Origin of the sequence: Hwangdonia sp. (assembly GCF_048381975.1) — a bacterium.
Classification (GTDB): domain Bacteria; phylum Bacteroidota; class Bacteroidia; order Flavobacteriales; family Flavobacteriaceae; genus Hwangdonia; species Hwangdonia seohaensis.
Map to the genome: position 1 here is coordinate 32,293 of NZ_JBLWYT010000009.1, position 24,772 is coordinate 57,064.

The window sequence follows — 24,772 nt, forward strand, 5'->3', positions numbered from 1 at the left end:
TTTTTATAAAAATATATGCAACAAAAAGTTTAAAAAACTGCTAATTATCTTTTTTTGAAGATGATTTATGGGTTATGTAACTTGGAGCCGTATCGCTTTCGTCTTCTTTTACGGTTGTATCAGAATCATCTTTTTCCCCATTATTTTCGTTGGCTTGTTTTTTGAAAAGACTACGTATTAATTCCTTAAACGTATCGAAATCTACATTATAAGATAAACCAACACCTTGGGTATACCCTATTTTTTCGCCAAAATTCCGAATACTGTTTTCCCTATTGAACACCTTTGCCGTTAATGTGCCTTCTTCATTAAGCAGAAAATTTATTTCAACATCACCGGCAATTACAGTTTCAGTAGCCCCACCAATAGGTACTCCCAATTTACCGTTAATCAATACCTTATCGCTTATTTTTGTTTGAATAGATGCGCTAAATCGGTCGTCGGTTTTATAATCTGGTCGGTTTTCTCCAACCTCGTAATTAAAACCAAAATCGAATTTTCCGTTTTCACTTGAAAAAATACCATTTACTATGCCGTTAAGTCGTTCTGCAATGGTGCCCGAGAAATTAAGATCGTTTAACCCACGGGAGAAAGATCCGGTTGACAATAAATATAACGCTTGATTTTGCCTGTCGTCCACAGATTCCAATCGGTATTGTAACTCCGATTTAATGGTTGAGCTTACACTGGGAAACTCAAATTCAAACTCGGGTTCCGGCTGTTCCAAAGCACCTGTTAAAGTAATTTTCAACTCTACGGGAATGCTTCTATTAATCGGGTTGTCCAATAAAGGCGATGGGTTTGCCTGGGTTTTATAAATGGCATCCATTCTAAGATTGGCTTTTAGCGGTTCGCCATTCCAGTTGATGGAACCTCCGGGTTGAACCACAAATTCTTTTTGTACCAAGCCCGCAAAGGCAAAATTATAAACCCCTTCGAATACCGAGAAATCACCCCACATATTAAACTTTCCGTTGGTATTAATTTCAACTAAAAGCCCTCCAATTCCGCGCCCCTTTAAGGTATGCCCTGTGTTTTTGTCAATAATTATTTCCACTTCGGCATCTTCGGTAATGTCCAAATCAAAATCCAACTCAAGTCCTTTTATATCTTCAAAGCCAATATCTACGCCATTTTCCTTTGCTAATTTTTCTTCTTTGGTAATAAAATGGATAAAAGAGTTGTCTCCAAAAGATTCCGTATCATTTAACGGTATTTTAAAAACCGTGCCCGCTTTGGTTTCGCCAATAACATTTATAACCAGCGCTTCGGCTGGCCCATTAATACGTGCATTACCGCCAACGAAACCTGTGCCATAGTACAAAGCCTCGTCGCTTTCTTTCGTGTCTAAAACCAATAATCGGTTGGTGTTTATGTCTAAATTTAAACGCCATTTCGAGAGGTTTACATGACTTAACGATCCATTTAACTGCCCTACGGAATTGTACTTTGTATCGGTTAATTGAAGGTTTTTAAAATTAAAACTTTGGTCTTTTAAGGTCACCGAAGCCTTATCGTTAAAATTATAATCGACATTTAAATATGGAATGCCCAGTCCGGCTTTATTTAAGGTGAGTTTGCCGTTAATATCCGGCCTTTTCAAATCGCCAATTACATTGGCTTCGCCAGAAACAAGCCCCCTGATATTCGACAAAACATCTTGCAGCAATGGGTTTAATGGTTGTAAATTAAACTCGTCGAAAGCCAAATTAACATCAATATTTGATTGTTTGCCAATTACCGTAATATCTCCCACGGCACTAAAAGAATTGGTATAATCGTTTTTTATGGTGGCATCGACATTATACTTGGTTAAATCTTCGTTACCGGTTATGGTGGCATCAAAATCTCCCAAAAGGAAATTATTGACTTTAAAATTATCAATTATAACGGATGAATTTGGCAAATAGCTTCCGTTTTTTTGAAGAATATCCAACTTTCCGTTTACATTTCCGGCCAGCGATAAACTATCGATATCGGGGGTTATTTTGGCTAAATCGACATTTTTAAAATTCAGTTTTAAATCCTTTTGTGTGGAATCTTTCAAAAAGCCAGAAAGTTTAATTTCCTCGTTGTTATGATTTATTTTAAGCTGGTCAATATTAAAGGTGGTCAGTTTTTTGTTGAACGAAATTTTATTAAATCTATCTGTATCTTCATTAATGAACCATTTGTTGTTTTTTATGGTAACATCGGATTTTTTAAAACCGATTACCGACTCGTTTTCTTCATTAATGGTATGGTAAAAACTTAAATTGAATATATCGTTATTCCGCTTTCCGCCTTTAAATTCCGAGCGCATAAACAAGGTGTCGTTAACGGTAACATTTATCAAATTGAATTTAGAAACGTTGTAGTATTCGGTGTTAATACTATCTACCTCTACATAGGTGTTAAACAGCGGGTTGTTATTATCTACCTGCAACTCTATATTGTTTGCAAAGTGATCCATTAATTTAATTTTTGGCGACTTAAAGGTTAGATTAAACGCTTCTTCTTCGCTCTCTACCCTACCGCGCACAAAGGTGTTTTTACCAAGTTGGATTTCTGGATAAAACACTTCAACTATTTTATTGTAAATTTTAAAATTGAAATTGATATTTTGATTGGCAGCAACTTTATGCGGGATGTAATTGGTGTAAATATGGCCTATTGAATTTTCGAAAAGTTTTTTTATATCCTTAAATACAAATTGCCCTTCTAGGCTTCCTTCAATAATATCCGGTGAATTGATTTCAATAAACCGAGTGCCGTTATCAAATCGGGATGATATGGTAAACTCATCAAAATAATACGTGTCTTTTTGATTTCTATACGATGTATTTTGAAACAGCACCCTGCCATAAGCATCATCGTAATCACTTGCATTCATGTTCATTTTCACCTGACTTCTAAAGATTGAAATGCTGTCTTTTTCAACAAAGTTTAAGGCGTTTAAATTGGCATAATCTACATTTGCGGTAAAATCGTATTTTTTTAAATTTTCTGAAAAATCAACTAACCCATTAAAATTTAATTGCAGGTTTCTGTCGTTGGTTATTAAATTACCATCAAAAATTCTGTTTTTAACGTTGCCCGCTACTTTAATCCTATTGTAATTGTAGTTGTTATACATTATCTGAAACACATCGCCATCAACCTGTGTGTCAATGGTTTCAGCAATAAAACCCGTGCCGTTTACATTTAAGTTAAGTGAGGTTAACCCAACGTTTGGGGCTTCAATTAAAGTGCCCAAATCAAAATCTTCAAAAATAATTTTTCCTTTATATGACGAATTATCAATATCGTTGATTTTGGTAATTTCCAAGGTAGAATTAACAAAGCCCAGTTCGGTATCAATTTTAACATCGGCATTTATGGTTGATGCCGTAATTTGCGATTGCCCAACTATTTTAAACCGGCCCAATCTATCGAACGACGATGGTATAGCTTCCCCCAAAACATTGGGCAACAGTGCCGTTAAATCTTTATAGGTTGAGCTTAAATTGTTAAACTTGCCATTCATATAAAAATCGTCCACCTCTTTGCTAAATAAATTCTTAAAGCTTAAATCGCCGTAAATTTTGGTGTTTCGGCTGGTATTCAATTTTAGGTTCGTGGTTTTTAAATCGTTTAAAGTTCCCGATAAATCAACACTAAATCGTGCATATTGGTTGCTGCCAAACTCGTTATAAAACGTGTTTAATTCGTTAAGTAAAATATTGGAATCCTTAAAACTAGCGGTAACCAAAACTTTGTCTTCAAAAAACTGTAAATCTTCACGATTGTACGAAAAATTCAAATCGCCTTTTAATTCTGAATTTGGTGTTTTAATTTTCAAATTACCAAAGGTCATGTCGGTTAACGTATAGCTAAAATCGGTCATTAGATTTTTAACCTCGACGCCCCTACTGTCTTTAAACGCCAACGTGTTAATTCTGGCACTAACATCGCTTCCGTTAATTAAAAAATTGGTGGCGTTAATGTTTAAATTTTCAAAATCCAGTCGTTTTGTGGTTTCCCTATTTTCGTCTGATAATTTAAAATGTCCGTTGTAAATCGACACATCGCTCGACGAGAGTAAAAAATCGCCGCTTTTCTCTTCGTTGTCATTCCCTTCTAATTTGGCAACAAACACATCTAAATTGGTATCGGTTACGCCCTCGTAGGTTTTAATATTAAAAACCAAATCGATAATATCAATATCGCCAAAAACCAATTTACCGTTGTACAGATTTCTAAAACTTAAAATGGAAGTGTTAAGTTCGGCTATGCTAATAAGTGTATCTTGTTTGTAGTCTTCAATGTAAATGCTTTTTAACTCGACATCGCCATTAAACTGCATGCCAACTTTATGAATATTAATATTGGTACCAAACTCACTATTAAGTTTTTTGGTGGCATGTTTACCTAAACTTGTTTGAACAAAGGGAATAGAAAGCACCAACACCAAAATGATGAAAAGCAGCAATAAGATGCCGGCTATTTTTGACAGTATTTTTAGAATTTTTTTGATGCTCTTAAAGTTACGATTTAATTAAGAATAAACTACTTTTGTACTTACGAGTATTTACACACAGCCAGATGTTTTACATAAAACGATACTGGCAATATTTAAGTCTCGATTATCGAGTCAAAATTAACAATTATTGTGCCTAATTTTTATTAATGTCTTCACAAAATATTTATATTCTAGGAATTGAGTCTTCATGCGACGATACAGCGGCTTCTGTAATACACAACGGCAAAATTTTAAGCAATGTTGTGGCGGGCCAAAAAATACACGAAGAGTTTGGTGGTGTGGTACCAGAATTGGCATCGCGTGCGCACCAACAAAACATTGTTCCTGTGGTGCACCAAGCTTTAAAAAAAGCCAACATTACTAAAGAACAACTTAACGCTGTGGCGTTTACCCGTGGCCCGGGTTTAATGGGCTCGCTGTTGGTGGGCACATCGTTTGCGAAGTCTTTGGCTTATGGCTTAAACATTCCGTTAATTGATGTAAACCACATGCAAGCGCATATTTTAGCGCATTTTATAGACGAGGAAGGTTTTGAGAAACCACCGTTTCCGTTTTTAGCCATGACCATTTCTGGCGGACACACCCAAATTGTGAAGGTTGATAGCTATTTTAATATGACGGTTATTGGCGAAACCATTGACGATGCCGTTGGTGAAGCCTTTGATAAAAGCGGAAAAATTTTAGGTTTGGGCTATCCCGCGGGACCGGAAATTGACAAACGCGCGAAACTTGGTAACCCGAAAGCCTTTAAATTCACCAAGCCAAAAGTGGAAGGTTTAAACTTTAGTTTTTCGGGTTTAAAAACGGCCATTTTGTATTTTATTCAACGTGAAGTGAAAGCAAATCCGAATTTTATCGAAGAGAACTTAAACGATATTTGTGCCTCCATTCAATACACCATTATTGGTATTTTAATTGATAAATTAAAGCTCGCATCGAAACAAACCGGAATAAAACATATTGCCATTGGCGGTGGCGTTTCGGCTAACTCGGGCATAAGGCAAGCCTTAAAAAATGGCGAACAAAAATTTGGTTGGACCACATACATTCCTAAATTTGAATTCACAACCGATAATGCAGCTATGATTGCCATTGTGGGCTATTTAAAGTATTTAGAAGGCGATTTTGCGGAACAAAGTATTATGGCTTCGGCGCGGTTGAAGATTTAGGATTTGCCACGAATACACGAATAATTATTTATTTTTTTTAACAAAAACCATACGTGAATTCGTAGCAAAATTATAATTATTTTATCTTCGCTTTATGCAACTCTTTTTCAACCCGGACATTTCAGAAAACACCACACAATTCACTTTTGCTAAAGAAGAAAGCAAACACATTGTAAAAGTATTGCGCAAAAATGTTGGCGACACCCTGCATATTACAAACGGTAACGGTTGGTTGTTTACTGCCGAAATTACAGTACCAAATATTAACAAATGTGTAGCAACGGTTGTTTCTAAAACGCAACAACCCAAACGAAATTACCAATTAGATTTAGCCGTTGCACCTACAAAAATGAACGACCGCTACGAATGGTTTTTGGAAAAAGCCACCGAAATTGGCATTGATAGCATCACACCTATTATTTGCGACCATAGCGAACGAAAAGTCATAAAACCAGAACGGTTTGAAAAGATTTTGCAATCGGCCATGAAGCAGTCTTTAAGCTGTTATTTACCTAAACTGAATGACGCCATATCTTTTAAAGACTTTATAAAACAAGAATTTAAAGGCGATTTATTTATAGCGCATTGCGAGGAAACCGATAGAAAATCGTTAAAACAACAACTAAAACCAAAGCAAAATACCACCATTTTAATCGGACCCGAAGGCGATTTTTCTATTAAAGAAATCGAGCAAGCGCTTCAAAATAAATTTAAACCTGTAACTTTGGGAGCAACCAGATTACGTACTGAAACAGCGGCTATTGTCGCTTGCCATTCTGTGGCTTTTATAAACGAAGATTAAATAAAATATGAAACTGATTTTTTCTGTATTCTTTTCTCTCTTTTCTCTTTTCTTGTTTAGCCAAGATTTAGCAATACTGAAATACAAAGGAGGTGGCGATTGGTACGGAAACCCAACGGCATTGCCCAACCTAATCAAGTTTTGCAACCAAAACATAAACACTAAAATAAACCCCAAACCACAAACTGTTGAAGTGGGAAGCTCAGATATTTTTCAGTATCCGTTTTTACACATGACCGGACATGGTAATGTGTTTTTTAGCGAAGCCGATGCCGAAAACCTTCGTAATTATTTAATCTCTGGTGGTTTTTTACATATTGATGATAATTACGGCATGCAACCTTACATTACCAAAGAATTAAAAAAAGTGTTCCCGAACCAAGAATTAACTGAACTGCCCGTAAACCATAAACTATTTAATAACGTTTATAAGTTTCCAAAAGGCTTGCCAAAAATACACGAGCACGATGGTAAACGGCCGCAAGCATTCGGTATTTTTCACAAAGACCGATTGGTTTTATTATTTACTTACGAAAGTGATTTGGGCGATGGTTGGGAAGATGCCGAAGTACACAACGACCCCGCAGATGTTAGGGAAAAAGCCCTAAAGATGGGCGCCAACATTGTTAAGTATGCTTTTGAGAATTAAGCCACTAATACACGAATAATATTGAAAGAAATTCTTGTTATGATAGTTGAATTCTTTTTTGAAAACCAAAAAGAAGAAAGCACATTTAAAGGTCTTCTTAAATTACTTTTGAAAATTTTGATTTTCTTTATTGCATTAACAATTATTCTTTGGATTATTTTAAGTAAACATTCGTGAATTCGTGGCAAAACATATAAACAACAAACGGCTTAACAAATAAACATAAATTGCAACTCACCCATTACAATACCAATTTCAACAAACAAAAATTCCCAATAACATTGGTGTGCGACCATGTAACCAACGCGCCAAATATTGGAAGTTTATTTAGAATGGCCGATGCTTTTGGCGTTGAAAAATTGATACTCTGTGGCGAAAACATCCAGCTTGGGCGTAAAATGGCAAAAACTTCAAGAGCCACAGAAAAAGTGGTGAATTACGAAATTGCCGAAATTGCTTCAACAGTTGTTGAACGTTTAAAAAACGAAAACCATCAAATCATTTCATTGGAAATTACAAGTTCGAGCAAGCCCATTCATACATTCAAATTTTCAAAAGAAAAACCAATCGCATTAATTATTGGCGACGAAAATTTTGGCGTTTCAGAAGCAATTTTAAACATGTCCGACGCTATAATCCATATTGATATGTTCGGTCGAAACAGTAGCATGAATGTGGTACAGGCCACCAATATTGCACTTTATGAAATTACGAAGCAATTATTGTAAAATTCTTCTAACCTCAGTCTTCGTGCATCCAACTTCATTGATTATATTTACTACATGAAATCCAACACCATAGCCAACGGTATTTTAAAAGCCATCGCCATTATACTTGGCATTGCTTTATTATTATACTTTTTATACAAAATACAATCCGTAATCGTTTATGTGGCCATTGCCGCGGTAATCTCGTTAGTTGGCAGACCTATAGTTTTGTTTCTACGCCGCAAATTAAAGTTTAAAAACACCATAGCGGTTATTGTAACCATGGTGTTTTTAGTTGGACTGTTTGTGGGCTTGGTAAGTTTGTTTATTCCTTTGATTATTGAACAAGGGCATAATTTATCGCTTTTAAATATTGAGCAATTACAAGGTAAAATTGAGGCTTTATACCGGGAAATAATTGGGTATTTCGAGTTGAATCAAATTGATATCGAGCAATCCATAAAAAATTCGAACCTGTTAACAGAATTGGATTATTCGATAATTCCTAATTTTTTAAATGCCGTAGTTAGCGGATTGGGCAGTTTTAGCATTGGGCTATTTTCGGTTTTATTTATTTCTTTTTTCTTTTTAAAAGACAGCAAATTGTTTGAAAACGGCATTCTAACTTTTATACCCGACAACAAGGAATCACGTTGGAGAAATTCCTCAACAAAAATAAAAGACCTGCTTTCTAGATATTTTGTCGGACTCATTTTTCAAATCCTCATCCTATTTGTTATTTACACCATTGGCCTTTTAATTATCGGGGTTGAAAACGCTATTGTTATTGCATTTTTATGTGCATTGCTTAATTTAATCCCATACGTTGGCCCTTTAATTGGTGGCTTTTTAATGATTACATTAACCATGACCAGCAACCTTGGCGAATCGTTTAGCGCCGTTATTTTGCCAAAAACAATTTGGGTGCTTATCGTGTTTTTAATAGGGCAATTAGTCGATAATTTTGGCAGCCAACCCATCATATTTTCAAAAACCGTCAAATCGCACCCACTTGAAATATTTTTGGTTATTTTAATTACGGGCATACTTTTTGGCGTTATCGGCTTAATCATAGCGGTGCCGGCTTATACGGCCATTAAAGTAATTTTAAAGGAATTTCTATCTGAAAACAAGATTGTTAAAAAACTCACCAAAGGCATATAATTTCTGTTGAATCCTTCTATTCTAAATACTGAAATTCAAGAGTTTATAAATGAACATTTACATGCCGATGTTTCCAAATTATTGTTAAAGGGAACACCATTTGATGGGGTTGAAACCAAAGACATCATCGAACAAATTGAAGCCAAAAAACGCTGCGAAAAAAAATTGCCAACATGGTTCAACACCAAAAATATTTACTATCCGAATAAGCTGAATATTGAACAAACCTCTTCAGAAATTACGGCAAATTACAAATCCAATTTAATTGATGGCGACTCTATTATAGATTTAACGGGTGGCTTCGGGGTAGATGGTTATTACTTCTCAAAACACTTTAAAACCACGGTGCATTGCGAGATTAACCATAAGCTTTCAGAAATCGTAAAACACAATTATACGCAATTGCATGTTCAGCATATTTCAACCCAAAATATGGATGGCATGGCGTATTTAGAAACTTCAAACAAAACCTTCGATTGGATTTATATCGACCCATCGAGACGACACGACAGCAAAGGGAAAGTTTTCTTTTTAAACGATTGCCTGCCCAATATTCCCGAACATATCGATTTGCTTTTTAAGCATTCAAAAAATATAATGATAAAAACATCGCCACTACTCGATTTTTCGGTGGGGATAAACGAACTGAAGCATGTAAAAACCATTCACGTTGTCGCTATAAACAATGAAGTAAAAGAATTGCTTTGGATTTTGGAACGCGGTTATTCTGAAGAAATTTCAATTGAAACGGTAAATATTAAAAAAGATAAAAACGCACATTTTAATTTTTTGTTAGAAGAAGAAAAAAGCACACCATCCAATTACGATAAACCACTCACCTATTTGTACGAGCCAAATGCCGCTATTTTAAAAGCGGGTGGTTTTCATTCCATTTCTAAACAATTAAACGTTTTTAAGCTGCATCAACATTCGCATTTATACACCAGCGAACAGCTTGTGGATTTCCCCGGACGGTGTTTTAAAATTGAAAAGCTATTGCCTTTCAATAAAAAGACATTAAAAAAAGAAGCTATTACAAAAGCCAATATTACAACCCGGAATTTCCCTGAAACGGTTCAACAGATCAGAAAAAAATTCAATATTAAAGATGGCGGAAATTTGTATTTATTTTTTACTACAGATGTTGATGGAAACAAAACCGTAATCATCTGTACAAAAGCTTATTGAATAGCCAGAAACATGAGCTATTCAATACACTTTAGTTTTTCAATAAAAAACGTTCTATACTCTATATCCGAAACTACTTTAGCGCCTTTCGTACCTTTAAAATAAATCGATTTTATGGCAGATTGTTCTAATTTTTGCATTTGCGAATTAGATATGGTGCCTTTAAAATTAAAGTCTTCGCAATCGATATTCCATGAATGGAAAAGCGTTATGCTTTGGTTGTTTTCAAGCTGAATTCTTACCGAAGACCTGTTGCGTGTTAAATAACTGGCACAACCCAAATTTTCTGAAAGGTTTAAAAAAACATTTACCTTATTTCCTTGCCGGTACAATTCTACGGTTAAGTTCTTATTTAACCTATATACCTCAGTTCTAATTAATTGTTCTTTGTAAAACTCATCGTATTCATTAATAAGGTAATTACAGGTATTTCGCGATTCAGATTTTTCCAATCGAAGCTTTTGTGCTTCTTTTACTTTAGCGATAGAATCCAATAATCGTTTGGCTTTTTCCTCGGCCTGTTTTAACAACATCGCTTCGGTGGCCAAACGTTGTTCTTCGGATGGTTTGGCTTTGGCGATGGAATCGCGATGTCTTTTGGCTTTTGCCTCAGCTTGTTTAAGCTGTAATTCTTGTGCTGCCAATCGTTGTTTTTCAGCTTCTTCAACTTTCGAAATGCTGTCTTTTATTCTTAGGGCTTGCAATGCTAGTTTTTTGCGTTGGAACTCTTCTTCTGCCAACCGTTGTTTTTCAATCTCCATGGCTTTGGCGATTGAGTCGCGTTCACGTTGCGCTTTTTCCTCAATTTGTTTGCGCAATAGGGCTTGTGCGGCAAGTCGTTGCTTTTCAGCTTCTTCAACTTTCGAAATGCTGTCTTTTATTCTTAGGGCTCGCAAAGCGGCCTTCTTGCGTTGGAATTCTTCCTCTGCTAATCGCTGTCTTTCTTTCTCTTTTACCTTGGCGATAGAGTCGCGCACTCGCTGTGCTTTTTCCTCGGTAAGTCGTTGCTTCTCATCTTCTTCAACTTTCGCAATGCTATCTTTTATCCTCAGTGCTCGCAAAGCGGCCTTCTTGCGTTGGAATTCTTCCTCTGCCAATCGCTGCCTTTCCATCGCTTTAACCCTGGTGATGGAGTCCCGTTCCCGCTGTGCTTTTTCCTCGGCTTGTTTGCGCAATAGCGCTTCTGCAGCAAGTCGTTGCCTTTCTATTTCTTTTACCTTGGCGATGGAATCGCGTTCCCTTTGTGCCTTTTCCTCAGCCTGTTTGCGCAATAGCGCTTCTGCAGCAAGTCGTTGTCTTTCTATTTCTTTTACCTTGGCGATGGAGTCGCGTTCCCGTTGTGCTTTTTCCTCGGCCTGCTTGCGCAATAAGGCTTCTACGGCAAGTCGCTGTCTTTCTATCTCTTTTACCTTAGCGATGGAATCGCGCTCACGTTGTGCCTTTTCCTCGGCCTGTATACGCAATAAGGCTTCTGCGGCAAGTCGTTGTCTTTCTATTTCTTTAACCTTGGCGATGGAATCGCGTTTTCGCTGTGCTTTTTCCTCGGCCTGTTTGCGCAATAAGGCTTCTGCAGCAAGTCGTTGCCTTTCTATCTCTTTAACTTTGGCAATGGAGTCGCGTTTTCGCTGTGCTTTTTCCTCGGCTACTTTCGCTTTAGCAATGGAGTCTTTTCTTCGTTTCGCCTTTTCCTCCGGACTATTCCTAATTATTTCTTGTAACCGTTTCTTTCTGTTCTCTTTTTCTTCAATAAGCTTTTTTCTTGCCTTTTCTTGAAAATCATAGTATAAATCCATCATTTCATCATTTATCAACAGAAAATCAGAACTTAAAACTCCAACCCATTCTTTATATTTTACTTTGTAATTATCTTTCCCTAAATAACCAATTACAATACAGTTTTCATCTTTTTTAAATTGCGTTAAAGGTTTTGAAGGTTTGTCTAAACTATCGTACAACGTACCGTTTTCACTGAATTTCGTAGCAATCTCAGCATCTTGTGAGAAGGCGCTAAAAGATAGTATGATGCAGATAAGTAGGCAGAGGTTTTTCATAATACGCTATTGCTAAACTAATAAATATTATAACCAATTAAGCAAATAATTTTAAAATTCAAAGTAATTTACAAAAACAAAAAAGCTCCACTAAAAAAATAGTGAAGCTTTAAGTGAGCCCTGAAGGATTCGAACCTTCGACCGCCTCCTTAGAAGGGAGGTGCTCTATCCAGCTGAGCTAAGAGCCCGTAGTTTTTGTGTTTCTACGAAAACAGGGTTGAGTTGGCAAATAAAATACCACACCCTTTATTTTATTTAAACAATCAATAAAAATTGCGATTTAACAACCGTAATACGGAGTAGCACGCGCAATTAATTTGAAAAGAACTTAAGTTTTATTTTTACTCTTGCAAATGTGGGTGCAAATATAATATGCTATTCATTATTATACAAGATAAATTATTCTATTTTTTGGAAACCGCAAAAAAATGATGAATAAGGAATTTATAATTCTTTTATTTTAATATTTCTGTACCATACTTTATCGCCATGGTCCTGCAATCCGATATGTCCGGTTTTGTAGGTACCAAATCCTTTCCAATCTTTAAACTTGGAATTCTCAATCATTTTTTTCCAGGCTTCACCCCTAAGTGGAAACTCCACTATTACTATTCCGTTTAACGACGCACTTCCTTTATTGGCGTTATGGTCAATTTTAATTTCACATAAATTCCATTCTCCTGCTGGTTTGCACACATCGTAAGCTGGCTCTACCAAATCGTATAAAGCTCCCGCTTGATGAAATTTTGGATTTGCATTGGCGTCCGGATGCCTATCGTTGTCCAATACTTGAATTTCCAAACCTGTGTGATACGCTTCCGGGTAAGCTTCGTCCTCATAAACACCCCAGAAAATACCGCTATTGCCCCCTTCTGAAATCTTCCATTCCAGCGATAAAACAAAATTGGTATATTTTTCATTGGTTATAATATTTTTACCGCCATTCTCACTGGGTGTAAAGGCCAAAGTCTTATTTTCAATGGTCCATTCCGGGTACATAGAATCAGCCAAATAACCGCGCCAATTATCCAAAGAAGAGCCATCAAAAAGAGTTATCCATTCTCCGGTAACATCTGCTTCAATGCTATTAACCTCATCTTTTTGAATAGGTGAATTAGTGTTTTTTTGTTTGCAAGAAACAATGGCCAACAACACCAACAGTAATTGAATTAACGATTTCATATCTAATTGATTTTAATAATTATATACCAAGTATGTTTTTGATTTGATTTTCATCGGTTTCGCCTCCAGCAAAATCATCAAAACTTCGTTCTGCAGCCTCTATAATATGTTTTTGAATGAATGGCGCTCCTTCCCTAGCACCTTGAGAAGATGATTTTATACAGCATTCCCATTCCATAACCGCCCAAACATCGCAACCATAAGTGGTTAGTTTTGAAAATATACTTTTAAAATCCACTTGCCCATCACCCAACGACCTAAAGCGTCCTGCGCGGTCTTTCCAATTGGCATATCCGCCATAAACACCTTGTTTTCCTGTGGGATTGAATTCGGCATCCTTCACATGAAATGCTTTAATGCGTTCGTGATAATAATCTATAAAAGTTAAATAATCCAACTGCTGAAGCACAAAATGACTGGGATCGTAAAGTATATTTGCTCTTTTATGGTTTTTGGTTGCCTCCAGAAAACGTTCAAATGAAATACCATCGTGCAAATCTTCTCCGGGATGAAGCTCAAAACAGACGTCGACGCCCATTTCATCAAAATGATTTAAGATGGGAATCCATCGATTTGCCAATTCTTTAAATCCCATTTCCACCAACCCGTTAGGGCGCTGAGGCCACGGATACATGGTGTGCCACATCAATGCACCAGAAAAAGTAGCGTGCGAATTTAAACCCAATCTACCGCTTACAGTTCCTGACTTTTTAACAAAATCAATGGCCCAGGCTGTTCTTTCCTTGGGATTGTTTCTAACAGCTTCGGGTGCAAAACCATCAAACATGGTATCGTAAGCTGGATTTACCGCAACCAACTGCCCTTGCAAATGCGTTGAAAGCTCGGTTATTTGCAATCCGTATGATTCGACTTTTCTCTTTAATTCATCACAATAAATTTGACTTTCGGCTGCTTTATCGATATCTATTAAATTAGCTTCCCATGTTGGAATTTGAATGCCTTTATACCCTAAATCTGAAGCCCATTGGCACATGCCCTCTAGGGAATTAAACGGAGCTTCGCTTCCGGCAAATTGCGCTAGAAACACTGCTGGTCCTTTTATTGTTTTCATATCTTATTAATCTTTAAACCAATTTCCTTCCAGGTAACTATCGGATTTACAATAGTTTATTTTAATGAAAACCTTGACTATAAGCCAAAGCGTGGTTTTTATACTTTCACCCAAATGGTGTTGTTCTTGTCGCTCTCTACGGCCGCGTAAATAAATTTCATGCCTCGAATGCCGTCTTCAACCGTTGGGTAATCTGGATTTTTAATAATATCGCCGTTATTAACTGCTTTTATGTGTAAAGCGAAATTTCTGTAAATGGTAGCAAATGCTTCCAAATACCCTTCGGGATGGCCTGCCGGAATTCTGGATACGTTTAGGGCCTCTTGGTACAATCCGTTGCCATTGGGTGTATACACTTTTTTAGGCTGGTCTATCCAACGCGTTATTAATTCGTTTGGGTTTTCTTGATACCACTCAAAGCTCCCTTTTTCGCCATAAACTTTAATGGCCAAATTATTTTCTTCACCCAGTGCTATTTGCGAAATAGACATGGTTCCTTTGGCACCGTTTTCCATTCTCAATAATAAATTGCCATCGTCATCAAGAACCCTTCCTTTACCAAATCTTCCTAAATCTGCAGCCAATTCAGCTATTTTTAAACCTGTTATATATTCCAATAAATTTTCAGCATGGGTCCCAATATCACCTAATGCACCACCAATTCCTGATTTTTTAGGATCTACTCTCCAAGCGGCTTGTTTATTATCTGTACTTTCTACGGCAGTTGATAACCAACCTTGTAGATATTGAACCTGTACTTTTCTAATCTCGCCTAAATCGCCATTGGCCACCATGGCTCTGGCTTGTTTAACCATGGGGTTGCCCGTGTAATTGTGGGTTAATGCAAGTAATTTTCCGCTGCTTTCAACTACTTTTTGAAGTGCCTCAGCCTCTTCCAAAGTCAATGTTAAGGGCTTGTCGCAAACCACGTGAAACCCATGTTCAAGTGCCATTTTAGCCGGTGGAAAATGCATGTGATTCGGTGTAACTATAGCCACGAAATCCATTCGAACATCCTCTGGAAGCTGTTTTTCCTTTAAAATCATTTCTTCATAACTGCCATAGCATCTTTCCTCTGAGAGATAAAGCGCTTTCCCAGAAGCTATTGATTTTTCAGCATTGCTACTAAAGGCCCCACAGACTAAATCAATCATGCCGTCGATTGCGGAAGCTTTTCTATGGACATCACCGATGAATGATCCGATACCACCACCAATCATTCCCATTCTTAATTTTCTACCCATCATATATTTTAAGCTTCTACGGTTCTTCGTTTTTTCATATAAATATTCAATCCTAAAAACGCCACAATTAAAATAGCGGGCAGTATAGACATGGTTCGCAATGCCTCGGCAGCATTAGCATCGTCCATTAATTTACCCATAACGGGCAATACAATGGACACCGAAAACATTCCTGCTCCGCCCATAATTGAAAGTCCCAACGCTCCGGTTTCCGGTAAATATTCCGCTACAAAACCAAGCATTGTTGGCCAGAAAAAAGTAACGCCAATAGCAAAAATGGCTGCCGCCACAAAGGTCATGCCGCCACTTGTAATGGTGAGCAACCAAAGACCTATAAAAGTAATGATAGCCGAATACAACAGCATACCTGATGGTCTTAATTTATGGACTACCTGACCTGCTGATAATCGGCCCAAAGCCATAATACCGTTTATAAAAGCCAACACCAACAAAGGCGCCGAAACAGATTCTTTTAACAAGGATTCGATGCGCTGTGTGGTTCCCAGTTCTGAAGCAGCGGTAAGAAACATACAAAATACCATAAATAAGAACAATGGATTTAATACGCTTTTAAACATTTTCTTGTTGCTAATTCCTAACTGAACACGCTCTGTTACCGGGAATTTTTGTCCAAAAAACAGTATGCCATAAATAATTAACGGGATAAATAAAGTAGCCACCATAACCTGCCAACTTAACCTCATTACATCCATAATAAGCCATCCTAATATGGAACCAATTACAATTCCACCCGGAAACCACACATGAAACCTATTAAGCATTTTGGTTTTGCTTTCTGGGTACATGGATGCCACTAACGGATTTAATGCAGCTTCTACCATCCCATTTCCTATGCCCACAAATAGTGTTGCAATAAAAAGCGAGGTCATGGAATCTGCCATTAACGTTAAAACAATGCCAATAATATGGGTAAAAAACGCAATCCAAGTGATTTTTTTTATTCCCAACAAATCAACTAAAGGCCCGCCAACAATCATGGCAATAGTAAACCCAAAAAAGGCTGGCGCAAAAGCATACCCAAGTTGTTCTAAAGTTAACCCGATACCATCTGGACCAAAAACAGTTTCCAGTTTTGCTCTAATGGCAAAGGTCATGGCTGTTGTAATTAACGCCAAACAGCTTGCTAAAAAAAGCTTGTTTTTATTAATATTCTCCATTATTATATAGTTTGGTTAGTTTTTAATTAGAAAGCTCCTTTCCAACTCGCAATAGCAATTTTTTAGTAGCCAAAATGCCGTCTCTCTCACTCAGCTTACTGCCTTCGTACTCTACACCAATATACCCCGTATAGCCAGCAGCCTTTACAATTTGCAACATTTTAGTGTAATCTATTGTTATGTCATTCCCTTGGTCGTCAAAATCATAGGACTTCGCACTTACAGCTTTTGCATAGGGCATCAATTCTTCAACACCTTTATATTTGTCGTACTCATCTGCACACCCATCGCTTTTTCGTTTGATACAAAAATTACCAAAATCCGGCAACGTGCCACAATTGGGCATGGTTACTTTTTCCATAACTGTTGCCAACCATTTTCCATTTGATGTAAAACCTCCGTGGTTTTCTACCAAAACATTAATGCCTTTGGTTTTAGCGTATTCGGATAATTTGGTTAAACCTGTTACGGCCTGTTCCAAAACCTCATCATAAGTACCTTTACCGTGGGCATTCACCCTTATAGAATGACAACCTAAAGCTTTTGCGGCATCCACCCATTTTTTGTGGTTTTCTACAGCCGAATTTAATTCGTCTTCATCATGGCTTGCCAAATTACCTTCGCCATCAACCATAATTAGAAGGTTCTTTACGCCATGTTTTTCACTTTCGGCTTTTAATCTTTCAACAACAGCATCAATACCCAATTCCTTGACTTCTTTGTTATAAAGTCCGCTAACATATTCAATAGCTTCAAAACCTAAAGCGTTTGCCTCTTTTGCAAAATCGAACGGACTCATTTTTCCACTTCCAATCTTTTTATGCAAAGACCATTGTGCTAACGAGATTTTAAAAAACATAGGCTGTTCCTCTTTTTGGGTTATTGCGGCGGTTGTGTTTTCTTTGGTTTTTTTACAAGCAGAAAAAACCAATAAGGACAATATAATAAGTACCCCAGTAGTATTATAAAGTGACTGTTTTAATTTCATGTTTAGTAATTATTTAATTAAACGGTAAAATTTAGTTAACCACGTGAATATAAATATAAGAACTTAAAAGCATGTGTATTTTTATTCAGTGAAAGAATTTAAACAACTAGAATGTATTTTTTATTTGGCTTAATTAAACTGAAAATGCTCAACCGAATGCTTTAACCTATAAGCATTTGGCGAACATTTCTCGTGTTTTTTAAATACCGTTGCAAAATATTGGCTTGTTGCGAAACCACACATGTAAGCTACTTCGGCAATGGTTAAATCTCTTTTGTCTAAAAGAATTTTTTTCGACATTTCAAGGCGCTTCATGGTTAGGTAGCGCATTGGCGTTAAATTTGTCAATCGTTTAAAATGATGTGTAAATCGTGTTAAGCCAACGCCTGCCGACTGCGACATTAATTCTATAGTCCAGTTTTCGGTTAAATTGTTTTCAAGTTCTTTAAGAAAAAACTTAACGCTTCTTGAGCTGTCTGTTAAGGATTCGTTCAACACAATATCGTCTGTATTCAACAAATCGAGTATCAAAATCAACAAGTAATTAAGAAGCAGTCTTATTCTTGAAGCGCTACTTCCGTCAACGTCGGCATCAATCGCTTTACCAATCTGCAAAAAACAATCCCTAATATTATTATCGGTCTTTAAAATAGACTTTTCATTTTGCCTTAAAATGGTTGTAAGTCTCGTTAAATCTTCCGGCGTTAGTGTAATCCAATCGGGCCAAACCCACTCCTGATGCGGTCTGCGCACACCCAAATCGATAATAACCCAATAAAATTTCCCCATGCCAATATGTGGGTTTCCTACTTTATGGGCTTCCCATGGCCTGGTAATGGTCAGGTAATTGGGTTGCAAAACCATTTCCTTATTTTCTTGAGAATACGGCATGGTACCCGATTCCAAAAAATGAAATTCTATACCTTCATTTCGGTGCCAATCCAAGCCCCAATCCTGTGGCTCGTTGGCATCCCAATACCCAATACTGTTTAAACCTAAAGTGTTTTTATCCAATCGGTCTCCCGGATAAGTATGTCTTGCCAATGCCTTAAATTTTAGTTTTTTTCGGTTATAGGCATCAACCAACGGCAAACAGGTATCGGCATGATACACAATTCCATTGGCCTCGTAGGGCTGTATTTTTTGTATGTTTATTTTCACTGAAATAATTTGAACATTGTTATAGCGCAAATTAATTAATTTTCGAAGTATTTAAGAATTTAATTGTTATTTTATTCTTTTTAATCATTTATAACTATTAATACGCTAACCTTTATAATGAAACACCATAACAAAACACAGGGCATAAAACCACATCACAGATGATAAAAAACCATATAGTTACAGTCGTATTCATTGCTACGGCTCTTTTATTTACTTGTAAAAGCAATAAAGACCAATCTACAAAAACACCTCAAAAAAACAATTGGGTTAAATTATTTAACGGAAAAGATTTAAACGATTGGACCATTAAAATTAAGGGACAGCCTTTAGGCGAAAATTACAAGAACACTTTTATTGTAGAGAATGGCGTACTGAAAGTTAATTATGATGAATACAACGGCACTTTTAACAATTCTTACGGACATATTTTTTACAACAAAGAATTTTCAGATTATAAATTTAGGATGCAATACCGATTTATTGGCGAACAAATAAAAGACGGCGCAGGATGGGCAAAACGAAATAGCGGTGTTATGATTCATTGCGAAGACCCTAAAAACATAGGCTTAAACCAAAATTTTCCGGTGTCTATTGAAGTGCAGCTTTTAGGCGGCTTAGGAACTGGAGAGCGCCCAACCGGAAATTTATGTACCCCGGGAACCCATGTTGAGATGAATGGCGAATTATTTACACCGCATTGCGTCAATTCCTCATCAAAAACATTCAATGGCGATCAATGGGTAAATCTTGAAATTGAGGTTAGAAACGATTCCATCATTAAGCATTTTATTAATGGTGAAAATGTGCTCACATATTCAAAACCCCAAATTGGTGGCTCAGTAGATTACAATGAAGCTTATTGGAAAAGTAAAGCGGGAACACCCTTAAAGAAAGGATATATTTCATTACAAAGCGAAAGCCATCCGGTTGAGTTTAAAAACATAGAAATACTAGAGTTATAAAGATGAAAAGCAACCTAAATTTAGTGTTTATTTTTTTGGGCATCATTCAAATGGGAACTATGAACGCTCAAGAGTTTGAAGATTATTCCCAAGATTTAAAAGACGACCAAATAACCATTGAAATGGTAGCCGTAAAAGGAGGCACATTTATAATGGGAACAAATGACACAACGCGTAAAGCAGATGAAAAACCTAGTCATCAAGTAGAAGTTGACGATTTCTGGATGGGCAAATACGAAATTACTTGGGAACAATATGACGCCTTTGTATTTGGTGAATTTGGCCCCGAACAATTTAAAACCAAGGAAAAACTGAACGATTTGGGAATTGATGCCGTTTCCGGAGCAACGCCACCTTATGTTGATATGAGTTTTAATATGGGAAAAGCAACCCATCCGGCCGTAAACATGACCCAATATGCAGCCCTTATGTATTGTAAATGGTTAACCTCAAAAACCGGTGTGTTTTATAGATTACCAACCGAAGCAGAATGGGAATATGTATGTAAAAAAGGAAAAACCGATGAGAATCTCGACCTTGAAAGCGTGGCATGGTTTGATGAAAACACCAATGATAAATATGAAAAAGTTGGATTGAAAACAGCCAACAGCCTAGGAATATACGACTTATTGGGCAACGTCTCAGAATGGGTTATGGACCAATATGATGCCAATTATTACAGCACGTCTCCAAAAATAAATCCTTGGAATACCCCATCAGAATTATATCCTAGGGTAGTTCGCGGAGGTTCCTGGAAAGACACCAAAGATAAATTGTGTTGTACTGCAAGAGGTCAATCTAAACAAAAATGGAAAAGAAGAGACCCGCAAATTCCAAAAAGTAATTGGTGGCACACCAACGCGCCTTTTGTGGGATTTCGTGTAGTGCGCCCAAAAATCCAACCCTCAAAAGAAGACATAAAAACCTATTGGCTAACCGCCATTGAAGATTACGGATTAAATTAAAAAACAAACACCATGGAACAAAAAAAGAGCAATGTAACACGACGCAACTTTGTAAAAGGGACATCCTTAGCTGCGGGAGGTATTTTACTAACCCCTTCTCTACTCACAGCTAGCCCAATATTCAATAAAACTAAAAAGTTAAAATTAGCTGTTGTTGGTTGTGGCGGTCGTGGTACAGGCGCGGTAAGTCAAGCGTTAAGGGCAGATGAAAATGTAGAACTGGTAGCTATGGCCGATGCTTTTGAGGATCGGTTGGAAAACGCTTATTCCAACTTAACAAAAATGTTTCAAACAGGGAAACTTAACGTCAAACCATCGCATAAATTTGTAGGCTTTGGTTCTTATAAAAAAGCCATTGATGCCGCCGATGTTGTTATTTTAACCACACCTCCGGGGTTTAGGCCTCAGCATTTTGAGTATGCCGTATCTCAAGGAAAACATGTTTTTATGGAAAAACCTTTGGCTACCGATGTGGCGGGAATTAAAAAGGTTTTGGAAGCCGCTAAAGTTGCAAAAGCCAAAAAATTAAATGTGGTGGTTGGCCTCCAAAGGCACTACCAAGCAAGTTATATGGAAACCTATAATCGCATTCAAAATGGCGATATTGGTCAAATTGTTTCCGGGCAAGTGTATTGGAACGGCGCAGGCGTTTGGGTAAGGCCTCGTGAAGCGAGCCAAACAGAAATGGAATACCAAATGAGAAATTGGTACTATTTTAATTGGATTTGCGGCGATCATATTTTAGAACAACACATTCATAACATTGATGTTGCCAATTGGTTTATTGGTGGCTACCCAATAAAAGCAAGCGGAACTGGAGGAAGGGAAGTTCGCAAAGGGAAAGATCATGGACATATTTTTGACCATCACGTGGTAGAATTTGAATATGAAAATGGCATTATTATCTCCAGCCAGTGCAGACATCAACCGGGAACAAAAACACGAGTTGATGAATCTTTTCAAGGCACTTTAGGAACCGCTTACACCGATGGAGGCGGCTCTGCAAAATTAAAGAAATACGATGGAACAAGCATCTACACGCACGATAATGAAAATGATATCAATCCCTATCAACAGGAACACAATCTCTTGTTTAAAGCTATACGAAATGGTGAGGTAATTAGCGATACTGAAAACGGTGCAAAAAGCACAATGACCGCTATTTTAGGAAGAATGGCAACCTATTCGGGAAAAGAAATAACTTGGGATGAAGCTATGGCGCTTGACCATAATTTGGTTCCGGATGAAGACACCCTTACCTTTGATACTGTGCCGCCCATTACACCAGACGAATTTGGCAATTATCCGATTCCCATTCCCGGAAAAACCAATTTCTCATAACATGTTCCCAAAATAGGCGTTTAGAAATCAAATTCTATGGTCTCTAAAACATAATAAATATAAACAGATGAAACGAAGATCTTTCATAAAAAAAAGCACAGCTACGGCATCTTTAATTGGTGTTAGTGTAACTGGAGTTAATGCGATGAATATTTTAGATGCGCCAAAAAACAGTCATAATTTTAATTTAAAATACGCACCGCATTTGGGGATGTTTAAAAATCATGCGGGAGATGACCCCATAGACCAGTTGAATTTTATGGCAGATCAAGGTTTTACTGCTTTTGAAGACAACGGAATGAAAAATCGTTCTGTTGAAACCCAAGGAAAAATGGCGAAAACCATGAGTGACAGAAATATGACGATGGGCGTTTTTGTAGCACATAAAATTTACTGGAAAGAGCCCAACCTTGCAAGTGGAAACCCCGACAAACGACAGGAGTTTTTAAATGAGATTAAAGCTTCAGTAGAAGTGGCAAAACGGGTTAATGCCAAATGGATGACGGTGGTTCCGGGTCATGTAGATTTACGTCAAAATATCGATTATCAAACCGCTCATATTGTTGAAACCCTAAAACAAGCGTCGGCGATTTTAGAGCCTCATAATTTAACGATGGTGTTAGAACCTTTAAATTTTAGAGATCATCCGGGGCTATTCTTAACGGAATCACCTCAAGCTTATCAAATATGTAAAGCTGTAAATTCGCCTACCTGCAAAATCCTGTTCGATATTTATCATCAACAAATCCAAGAAGGTAATTTAATCCCAAATATTGATGCGTGTTGGGACGAAATTGCTTATTTTCAAATCGGCGATAACCCTGGCAGAAACGAGCCAACAACAGGCGAAATAAATTACAAAAATGTTTTCAAACACATTCATTCAAAAGGATTTAAAGGCATTTTAGGAATGGAACACGGAAATTCAACGCATGGTAAAAAAGGTGAATTAGCGGTTATTGAAGCTTATAAAGCTTCAGATAATTTTTAAATTATTAACAAATGAAAAAAAATCACAAAGCAAATAACAGAAGGTCGTTCATTAAGAAAACCGCGTTGACATCGTTGGGAATATCAATCATTCCAAGACATGTTATGGGCAAAGGGTTTGTTGCACCAAGCGATAAACTGAATATTGCCGTTATTGGCGGTGGTGGTAAAGGGTATTCTGATGCCGTAAACGCTTGGAACCATGGGGCATCAAACATTGCAGCCATTTGCGATGTAGATTGGAATCAGTCAAAAAGATTGATGGAGAAATTCCCAAAAGCATTAAAGTATCGCGATTATCGTAAGTTATTTGACGATGTAAAAAACATCGATGCGGTTACAGTTTCCACACCAGACCACACCCATGCTGTTATTGCCATGACTGCCATAAAATCGAACAAACACGTGTATGTGCAAAAGCCATTAACGCATAGCATTTACGAAGCCAGAATGCTTACCGAAGCAGCAAACCAATACAAAGTGGTAACGCAAATGGGCAACCAAGGGGCTTCTGGAAATGGCGTTAAACAAATGATTAAATGGTTTGATGAAGGCAAAATAGGCACCGTAAATAAAGTTCATGTTTGGACCAACAGACCCGTTTGGCCCCAAGGTATACATACGCCGACAGACAAACCAGCTATGTTAGATGGATTGGATTGGGACTCTTGGGTTGGACCCGCTAAAATGGTCGATTACCATCCGTTATACCATCCGTTTAAATGGCGTGGTTGGTGGAATTTTGGCACGGGTGCTTTAGGCGATATGGGCTGCCACTTAATCGATCCACCGTTTAGGGTTTTAGGATTAGGTTATCCTACAGAAGTTGAGAGTAGTGTTGGCGCGGTTTTCAAAAAAGATTGGTCGCCTGAGTATTTACCGGAATCTTGTCCGCCTTCATCAAGAACGCAGTTAAAATTTCCGGCTTCAGCTAAAAACGAATCGGAAGTATCATTAACATGGTCTGATGGCGGCTTAAGACCTTTCCACCCGGATTTAATTCCGGCCGACCACCCTATTGGAGATCACGATAGCGCAAATGGCGTTATTATGATTGGCGACAAAGGGATTATGACCTGTGGCACCTATGGCGTGGCTCCGAAAGTGTATTTGAATAATGGAGATATACTAACATTTGAAGATACCGAAAAAAGCACACTTCCTGAAAGCGGGCATAATGCCTCATGGGTCGAAGCTTGTAAAGACGGCTATGGCAAAGAAAAGCACAAAGCACTTACCTCCTCTTTTGATTATGCCGGACCATTAACCGAAAGCGTTTTAATGGGTAATCTTGCCATTAGAAGTTATAATTTAAGAACACCAAAAGGAAATGGATTTGAATACCCAGGAAGAAAAAAACTATTGTGGCATGGTGAAACCATGAAAATCACGAATTTTGATGAAGCCAACCAATTTGTAAAAAGAACCTATCGCGAGGGCTGGACCTTATAAAGC

The 24,772-nt window shown here is 37.4% G+C and carries 19 protein-coding genes and 1 tRNA gene; 11 read left to right on the top strand and 9 right to left on the bottom strand.

Annotated elements, in window-relative coordinates; genetic code table 11:
- Positions 1–40 precede the first annotated feature (40 nt).
- Complete coding sequence (locus tag ACN5J7_RS14560; RefSeq protein ID WP_418604469.1) at positions 41–4,450, bottom strand: translocation/assembly module TamB domain-containing protein; 4,410 nt, start codon at positions 4,448–4,450, stop codon at positions 41–43.
- 197 nt (positions 4,451–4,647) lie between these two features.
- Here ACN5J7_RS14560 and tsaD point away from each other — a divergent pair, with 197 nt between their 5' ends.
- From tsaD to ACN5J7_RS14590, 6 genes are all read left to right on the top strand, one after another.
- A complete protein-coding gene (tsaD, locus tag ACN5J7_RS14565) occupies positions 4,648–5,670 on the top strand; it encodes a tRNA (adenosine(37)-N6)-threonylcarbamoyltransferase complex transferase subunit TsaD (RefSeq protein WP_418604470.1) in 1,023 nt (340 codons plus the stop codon).
- A 94-nt stretch (positions 5,671–5,764) separates the two neighbouring features.
- Complete coding sequence (locus ACN5J7_RS14570; RefSeq protein ID WP_418604471.1) at positions 5,765–6,472, top strand: 16S rRNA (uracil(1498)-N(3))-methyltransferase; 708 nt, start codon at positions 5,765–5,767, stop codon at positions 6,470–6,472.
- A 7-nt stretch (positions 6,473–6,479) separates the two neighbouring features.
- Positions 6,480–7,121, top strand: coding sequence for a DUF4159 domain-containing protein (locus tag ACN5J7_RS14575; RefSeq protein WP_418604472.1), 642 nt, complete (start codon positions 6,480–6,482; stop codon positions 7,119–7,121).
- A 227-nt stretch (positions 7,122–7,348) separates the two neighbouring features.
- Complete coding sequence (locus ACN5J7_RS14580) at positions 7,349–7,849, top strand: TrmH family RNA methyltransferase (RefSeq protein WP_418604473.1); 501 nt, start codon at positions 7,349–7,351, stop codon at positions 7,847–7,849.
- 54 nt (positions 7,850–7,903) lie between these two features.
- Complete coding sequence (locus tag ACN5J7_RS14585; RefSeq protein WP_418604474.1) at positions 7,904–8,992, top strand: AI-2E family transporter; 1,089 nt, start codon at positions 7,904–7,906, stop codon at positions 8,990–8,992.
- Between the two features lie 6 nt (positions 8,993–8,998).
- Positions 8,999–10,180, top strand: coding sequence for a THUMP-like domain-containing protein (locus ACN5J7_RS14590; RefSeq protein WP_311938675.1), 1,182 nt, complete (start codon positions 8,999–9,001; stop codon positions 10,178–10,180).
- A gap of 17 nt (positions 10,181–10,197) precedes the next feature.
- On the opposite strand, the gene ACN5J7_RS14595 is transcribed toward ACN5J7_RS14590, so the two are convergent.
- From ACN5J7_RS14595 to ACN5J7_RS14630, 8 genes are all read right to left on the bottom strand, one after another.
- Positions 10,198–12,231, bottom strand: a complete 2,034-nt coding sequence (locus tag ACN5J7_RS14595; protein ID WP_418604475.1) for a hypothetical protein — start codon at positions 12,229–12,231, stop codon at positions 10,198–10,200.
- A gap of 114 nt (positions 12,232–12,345) precedes the next feature.
- Positions 12,346–12,419, bottom strand: a tRNA-Arg gene (locus ACN5J7_RS14600).
- A 256-nt stretch (positions 12,420–12,675) separates the two neighbouring features.
- A complete protein-coding gene (locus ACN5J7_RS14605) occupies positions 12,676–13,413 on the bottom strand; it encodes a DUF1080 domain-containing protein (RefSeq protein ID WP_311938679.1) in 738 nt (245 codons plus the stop codon).
- A 19-nt stretch (positions 13,414–13,432) separates the two neighbouring features.
- Positions 13,433–14,485, bottom strand: a complete 1,053-nt coding sequence (locus ACN5J7_RS14610; RefSeq protein WP_311938681.1) for a sugar phosphate isomerase/epimerase — start codon at positions 14,483–14,485, stop codon at positions 13,433–13,435.
- Positions 14,486–14,583: 98 nt separating this feature from the next.
- Positions 14,584–15,732 (bottom strand): Gfo/Idh/MocA family oxidoreductase, encoded by a 1,149-nt coding sequence (locus ACN5J7_RS14615; protein ID WP_311938684.1) that lies wholly within the window; start codon positions 15,730–15,732, stop codon positions 14,584–14,586.
- Between the two features lie 5 nt (positions 15,733–15,737).
- The gene (locus ACN5J7_RS14620) at positions 15,738–16,907 is read right to left on the bottom strand and encodes an MFS transporter (protein ID WP_418604476.1); all 1,170 of its coding nucleotides are present in this window, start codon (positions 16,905–16,907) and stop codon (positions 15,738–15,740) included.
- 22 nt (positions 16,908–16,929) lie between these two features.
- Positions 16,930–17,895, bottom strand: a complete 966-nt coding sequence (locus ACN5J7_RS14625; RefSeq protein ID WP_418604477.1) for a sugar phosphate isomerase/epimerase family protein — start codon at positions 17,893–17,895, stop codon at positions 16,930–16,932.
- A gap of 129 nt (positions 17,896–18,024) precedes the next feature.
- On the bottom strand, positions 18,025–19,056 hold the full coding sequence (locus ACN5J7_RS14630) for an AraC family transcriptional regulator (RefSeq protein WP_311938690.1): 1,032 nt from the start codon (positions 19,054–19,056) through the stop codon (positions 18,025–18,027).
- 161 nt (positions 19,057–19,217) lie between these two features.
- On the opposite strand from ACN5J7_RS14630, the gene ACN5J7_RS14635 reads away from it, so the two are divergent.
- The 5 genes from ACN5J7_RS14635 (at position 19,218) to ACN5J7_RS14655 (ending at position 24,769) form a co-directional block, all read left to right on the top strand.
- A complete protein-coding gene (locus ACN5J7_RS14635) occupies positions 19,218–20,021 on the top strand; it encodes a 3-keto-disaccharide hydrolase (protein WP_418604478.1) in 804 nt (267 codons plus the stop codon).
- 2 nt (positions 20,022–20,023) lie between these two features.
- On the top strand, positions 20,024–20,986 hold the full coding sequence (locus ACN5J7_RS14640) for a formylglycine-generating enzyme family protein (RefSeq protein WP_311938692.1): 963 nt from the start codon (positions 20,024–20,026) through the stop codon (positions 20,984–20,986).
- Between the two features lie 12 nt (positions 20,987–20,998).
- Positions 20,999–22,327, top strand: a complete 1,329-nt coding sequence (locus tag ACN5J7_RS14645; protein ID WP_311938693.1) for a Gfo/Idh/MocA family oxidoreductase — start codon at positions 20,999–21,001, stop codon at positions 22,325–22,327.
- A gap of 67 nt (positions 22,328–22,394) precedes the next feature.
- A complete protein-coding gene (locus ACN5J7_RS14650; RefSeq protein ID WP_418604479.1) occupies positions 22,395–23,318 on the top strand; it encodes a hydroxypyruvate isomerase family protein in 924 nt (307 codons plus the stop codon).
- Between the two features lie 11 nt (positions 23,319–23,329).
- Positions 23,330–24,769, top strand: coding sequence for a Gfo/Idh/MocA family protein (locus tag ACN5J7_RS14655; RefSeq protein WP_418604480.1), 1,440 nt, complete (start codon positions 23,330–23,332; stop codon positions 24,767–24,769).
- Positions 24,770–24,772: the final 3 nt, after the last annotated feature.

What these genes read in the sequence shown, in the direction of transcription:
- tsaD (WP_418604470.1), top strand. Translation starts at nt 4,648, where the DNA reads ATGTCTTCACAAAATATTTATATTCTAGGAATTGAGTCTTCATGCGAC.
- ACN5J7_RS14570 (WP_418604471.1), top strand. Translation starts at nt 5,765, where the DNA reads ATGCAACTCTTTTTCAACCCGGACATTTCAGAAAACACCACACAATTC.
- ACN5J7_RS14575 (WP_418604472.1), top strand. Translation starts at nt 6,480, where the DNA reads ATGAAACTGATTTTTTCTGTATTCTTTTCTCTCTTTTCTCTTTTCTTG.
- ACN5J7_RS14585 (WP_418604474.1), top strand. Translation starts at nt 7,904, where the DNA reads ATGAAATCCAACACCATAGCCAACGGTATTTTAAAAGCCATCGCCATT.
- ACN5J7_RS14595 (WP_418604475.1), bottom strand. Translation starts at nt 12,231, where the DNA reads ATGAAAAACCTCTGCCTACTTATCTGCATCATACTATCTTTTAGCGCC.
- ACN5J7_RS14605 (WP_311938679.1), bottom strand. Translation starts at nt 13,413, where the DNA reads ATGAAATCGTTAATTCAATTACTGTTGGTGTTGTTGGCCATTGTTTCT.
- ACN5J7_RS14610 (WP_311938681.1), bottom strand. Translation starts at nt 14,485, where the DNA reads ATGAAAACAATAAAAGGACCAGCAGTGTTTCTAGCGCAATTTGCCGGA.
- ACN5J7_RS14615 (WP_311938684.1), bottom strand. Translation starts at nt 15,732, where the DNA reads ATGATGGGTAGAAAATTAAGAATGGGAATGATTGGTGGTGGTATCGGA.
- ACN5J7_RS14620 (WP_418604476.1), bottom strand. Translation starts at nt 16,907, where the DNA reads ATGGAGAATATTAATAAAAACAAGCTTTTTTTAGCAAGCTGTTTGGCG.
- ACN5J7_RS14625 (WP_418604477.1), bottom strand. Translation starts at nt 17,895, where the DNA reads ATGAAATTAAAACAGTCACTTTATAATACTACTGGGGTACTTATTATA.
- ACN5J7_RS14635 (WP_418604478.1), top strand. Translation starts at nt 19,218, where the DNA reads ATGATAAAAAACCATATAGTTACAGTCGTATTCATTGCTACGGCTCTT.
- ACN5J7_RS14640 (WP_311938692.1), top strand. Translation starts at nt 20,024, where the DNA reads ATGAAAAGCAACCTAAATTTAGTGTTTATTTTTTTGGGCATCATTCAA.
- ACN5J7_RS14645 (WP_311938693.1), top strand. Translation starts at nt 20,999, where the DNA reads ATGGAACAAAAAAAGAGCAATGTAACACGACGCAACTTTGTAAAAGGG.
- ACN5J7_RS14650 (WP_418604479.1), top strand. Translation starts at nt 22,395, where the DNA reads ATGAAACGAAGATCTTTCATAAAAAAAAGCACAGCTACGGCATCTTTA.
- ACN5J7_RS14655 (WP_418604480.1), top strand. Translation starts at nt 23,330, where the DNA reads ATGAAAAAAAATCACAAAGCAAATAACAGAAGGTCGTTCATTAAGAAA.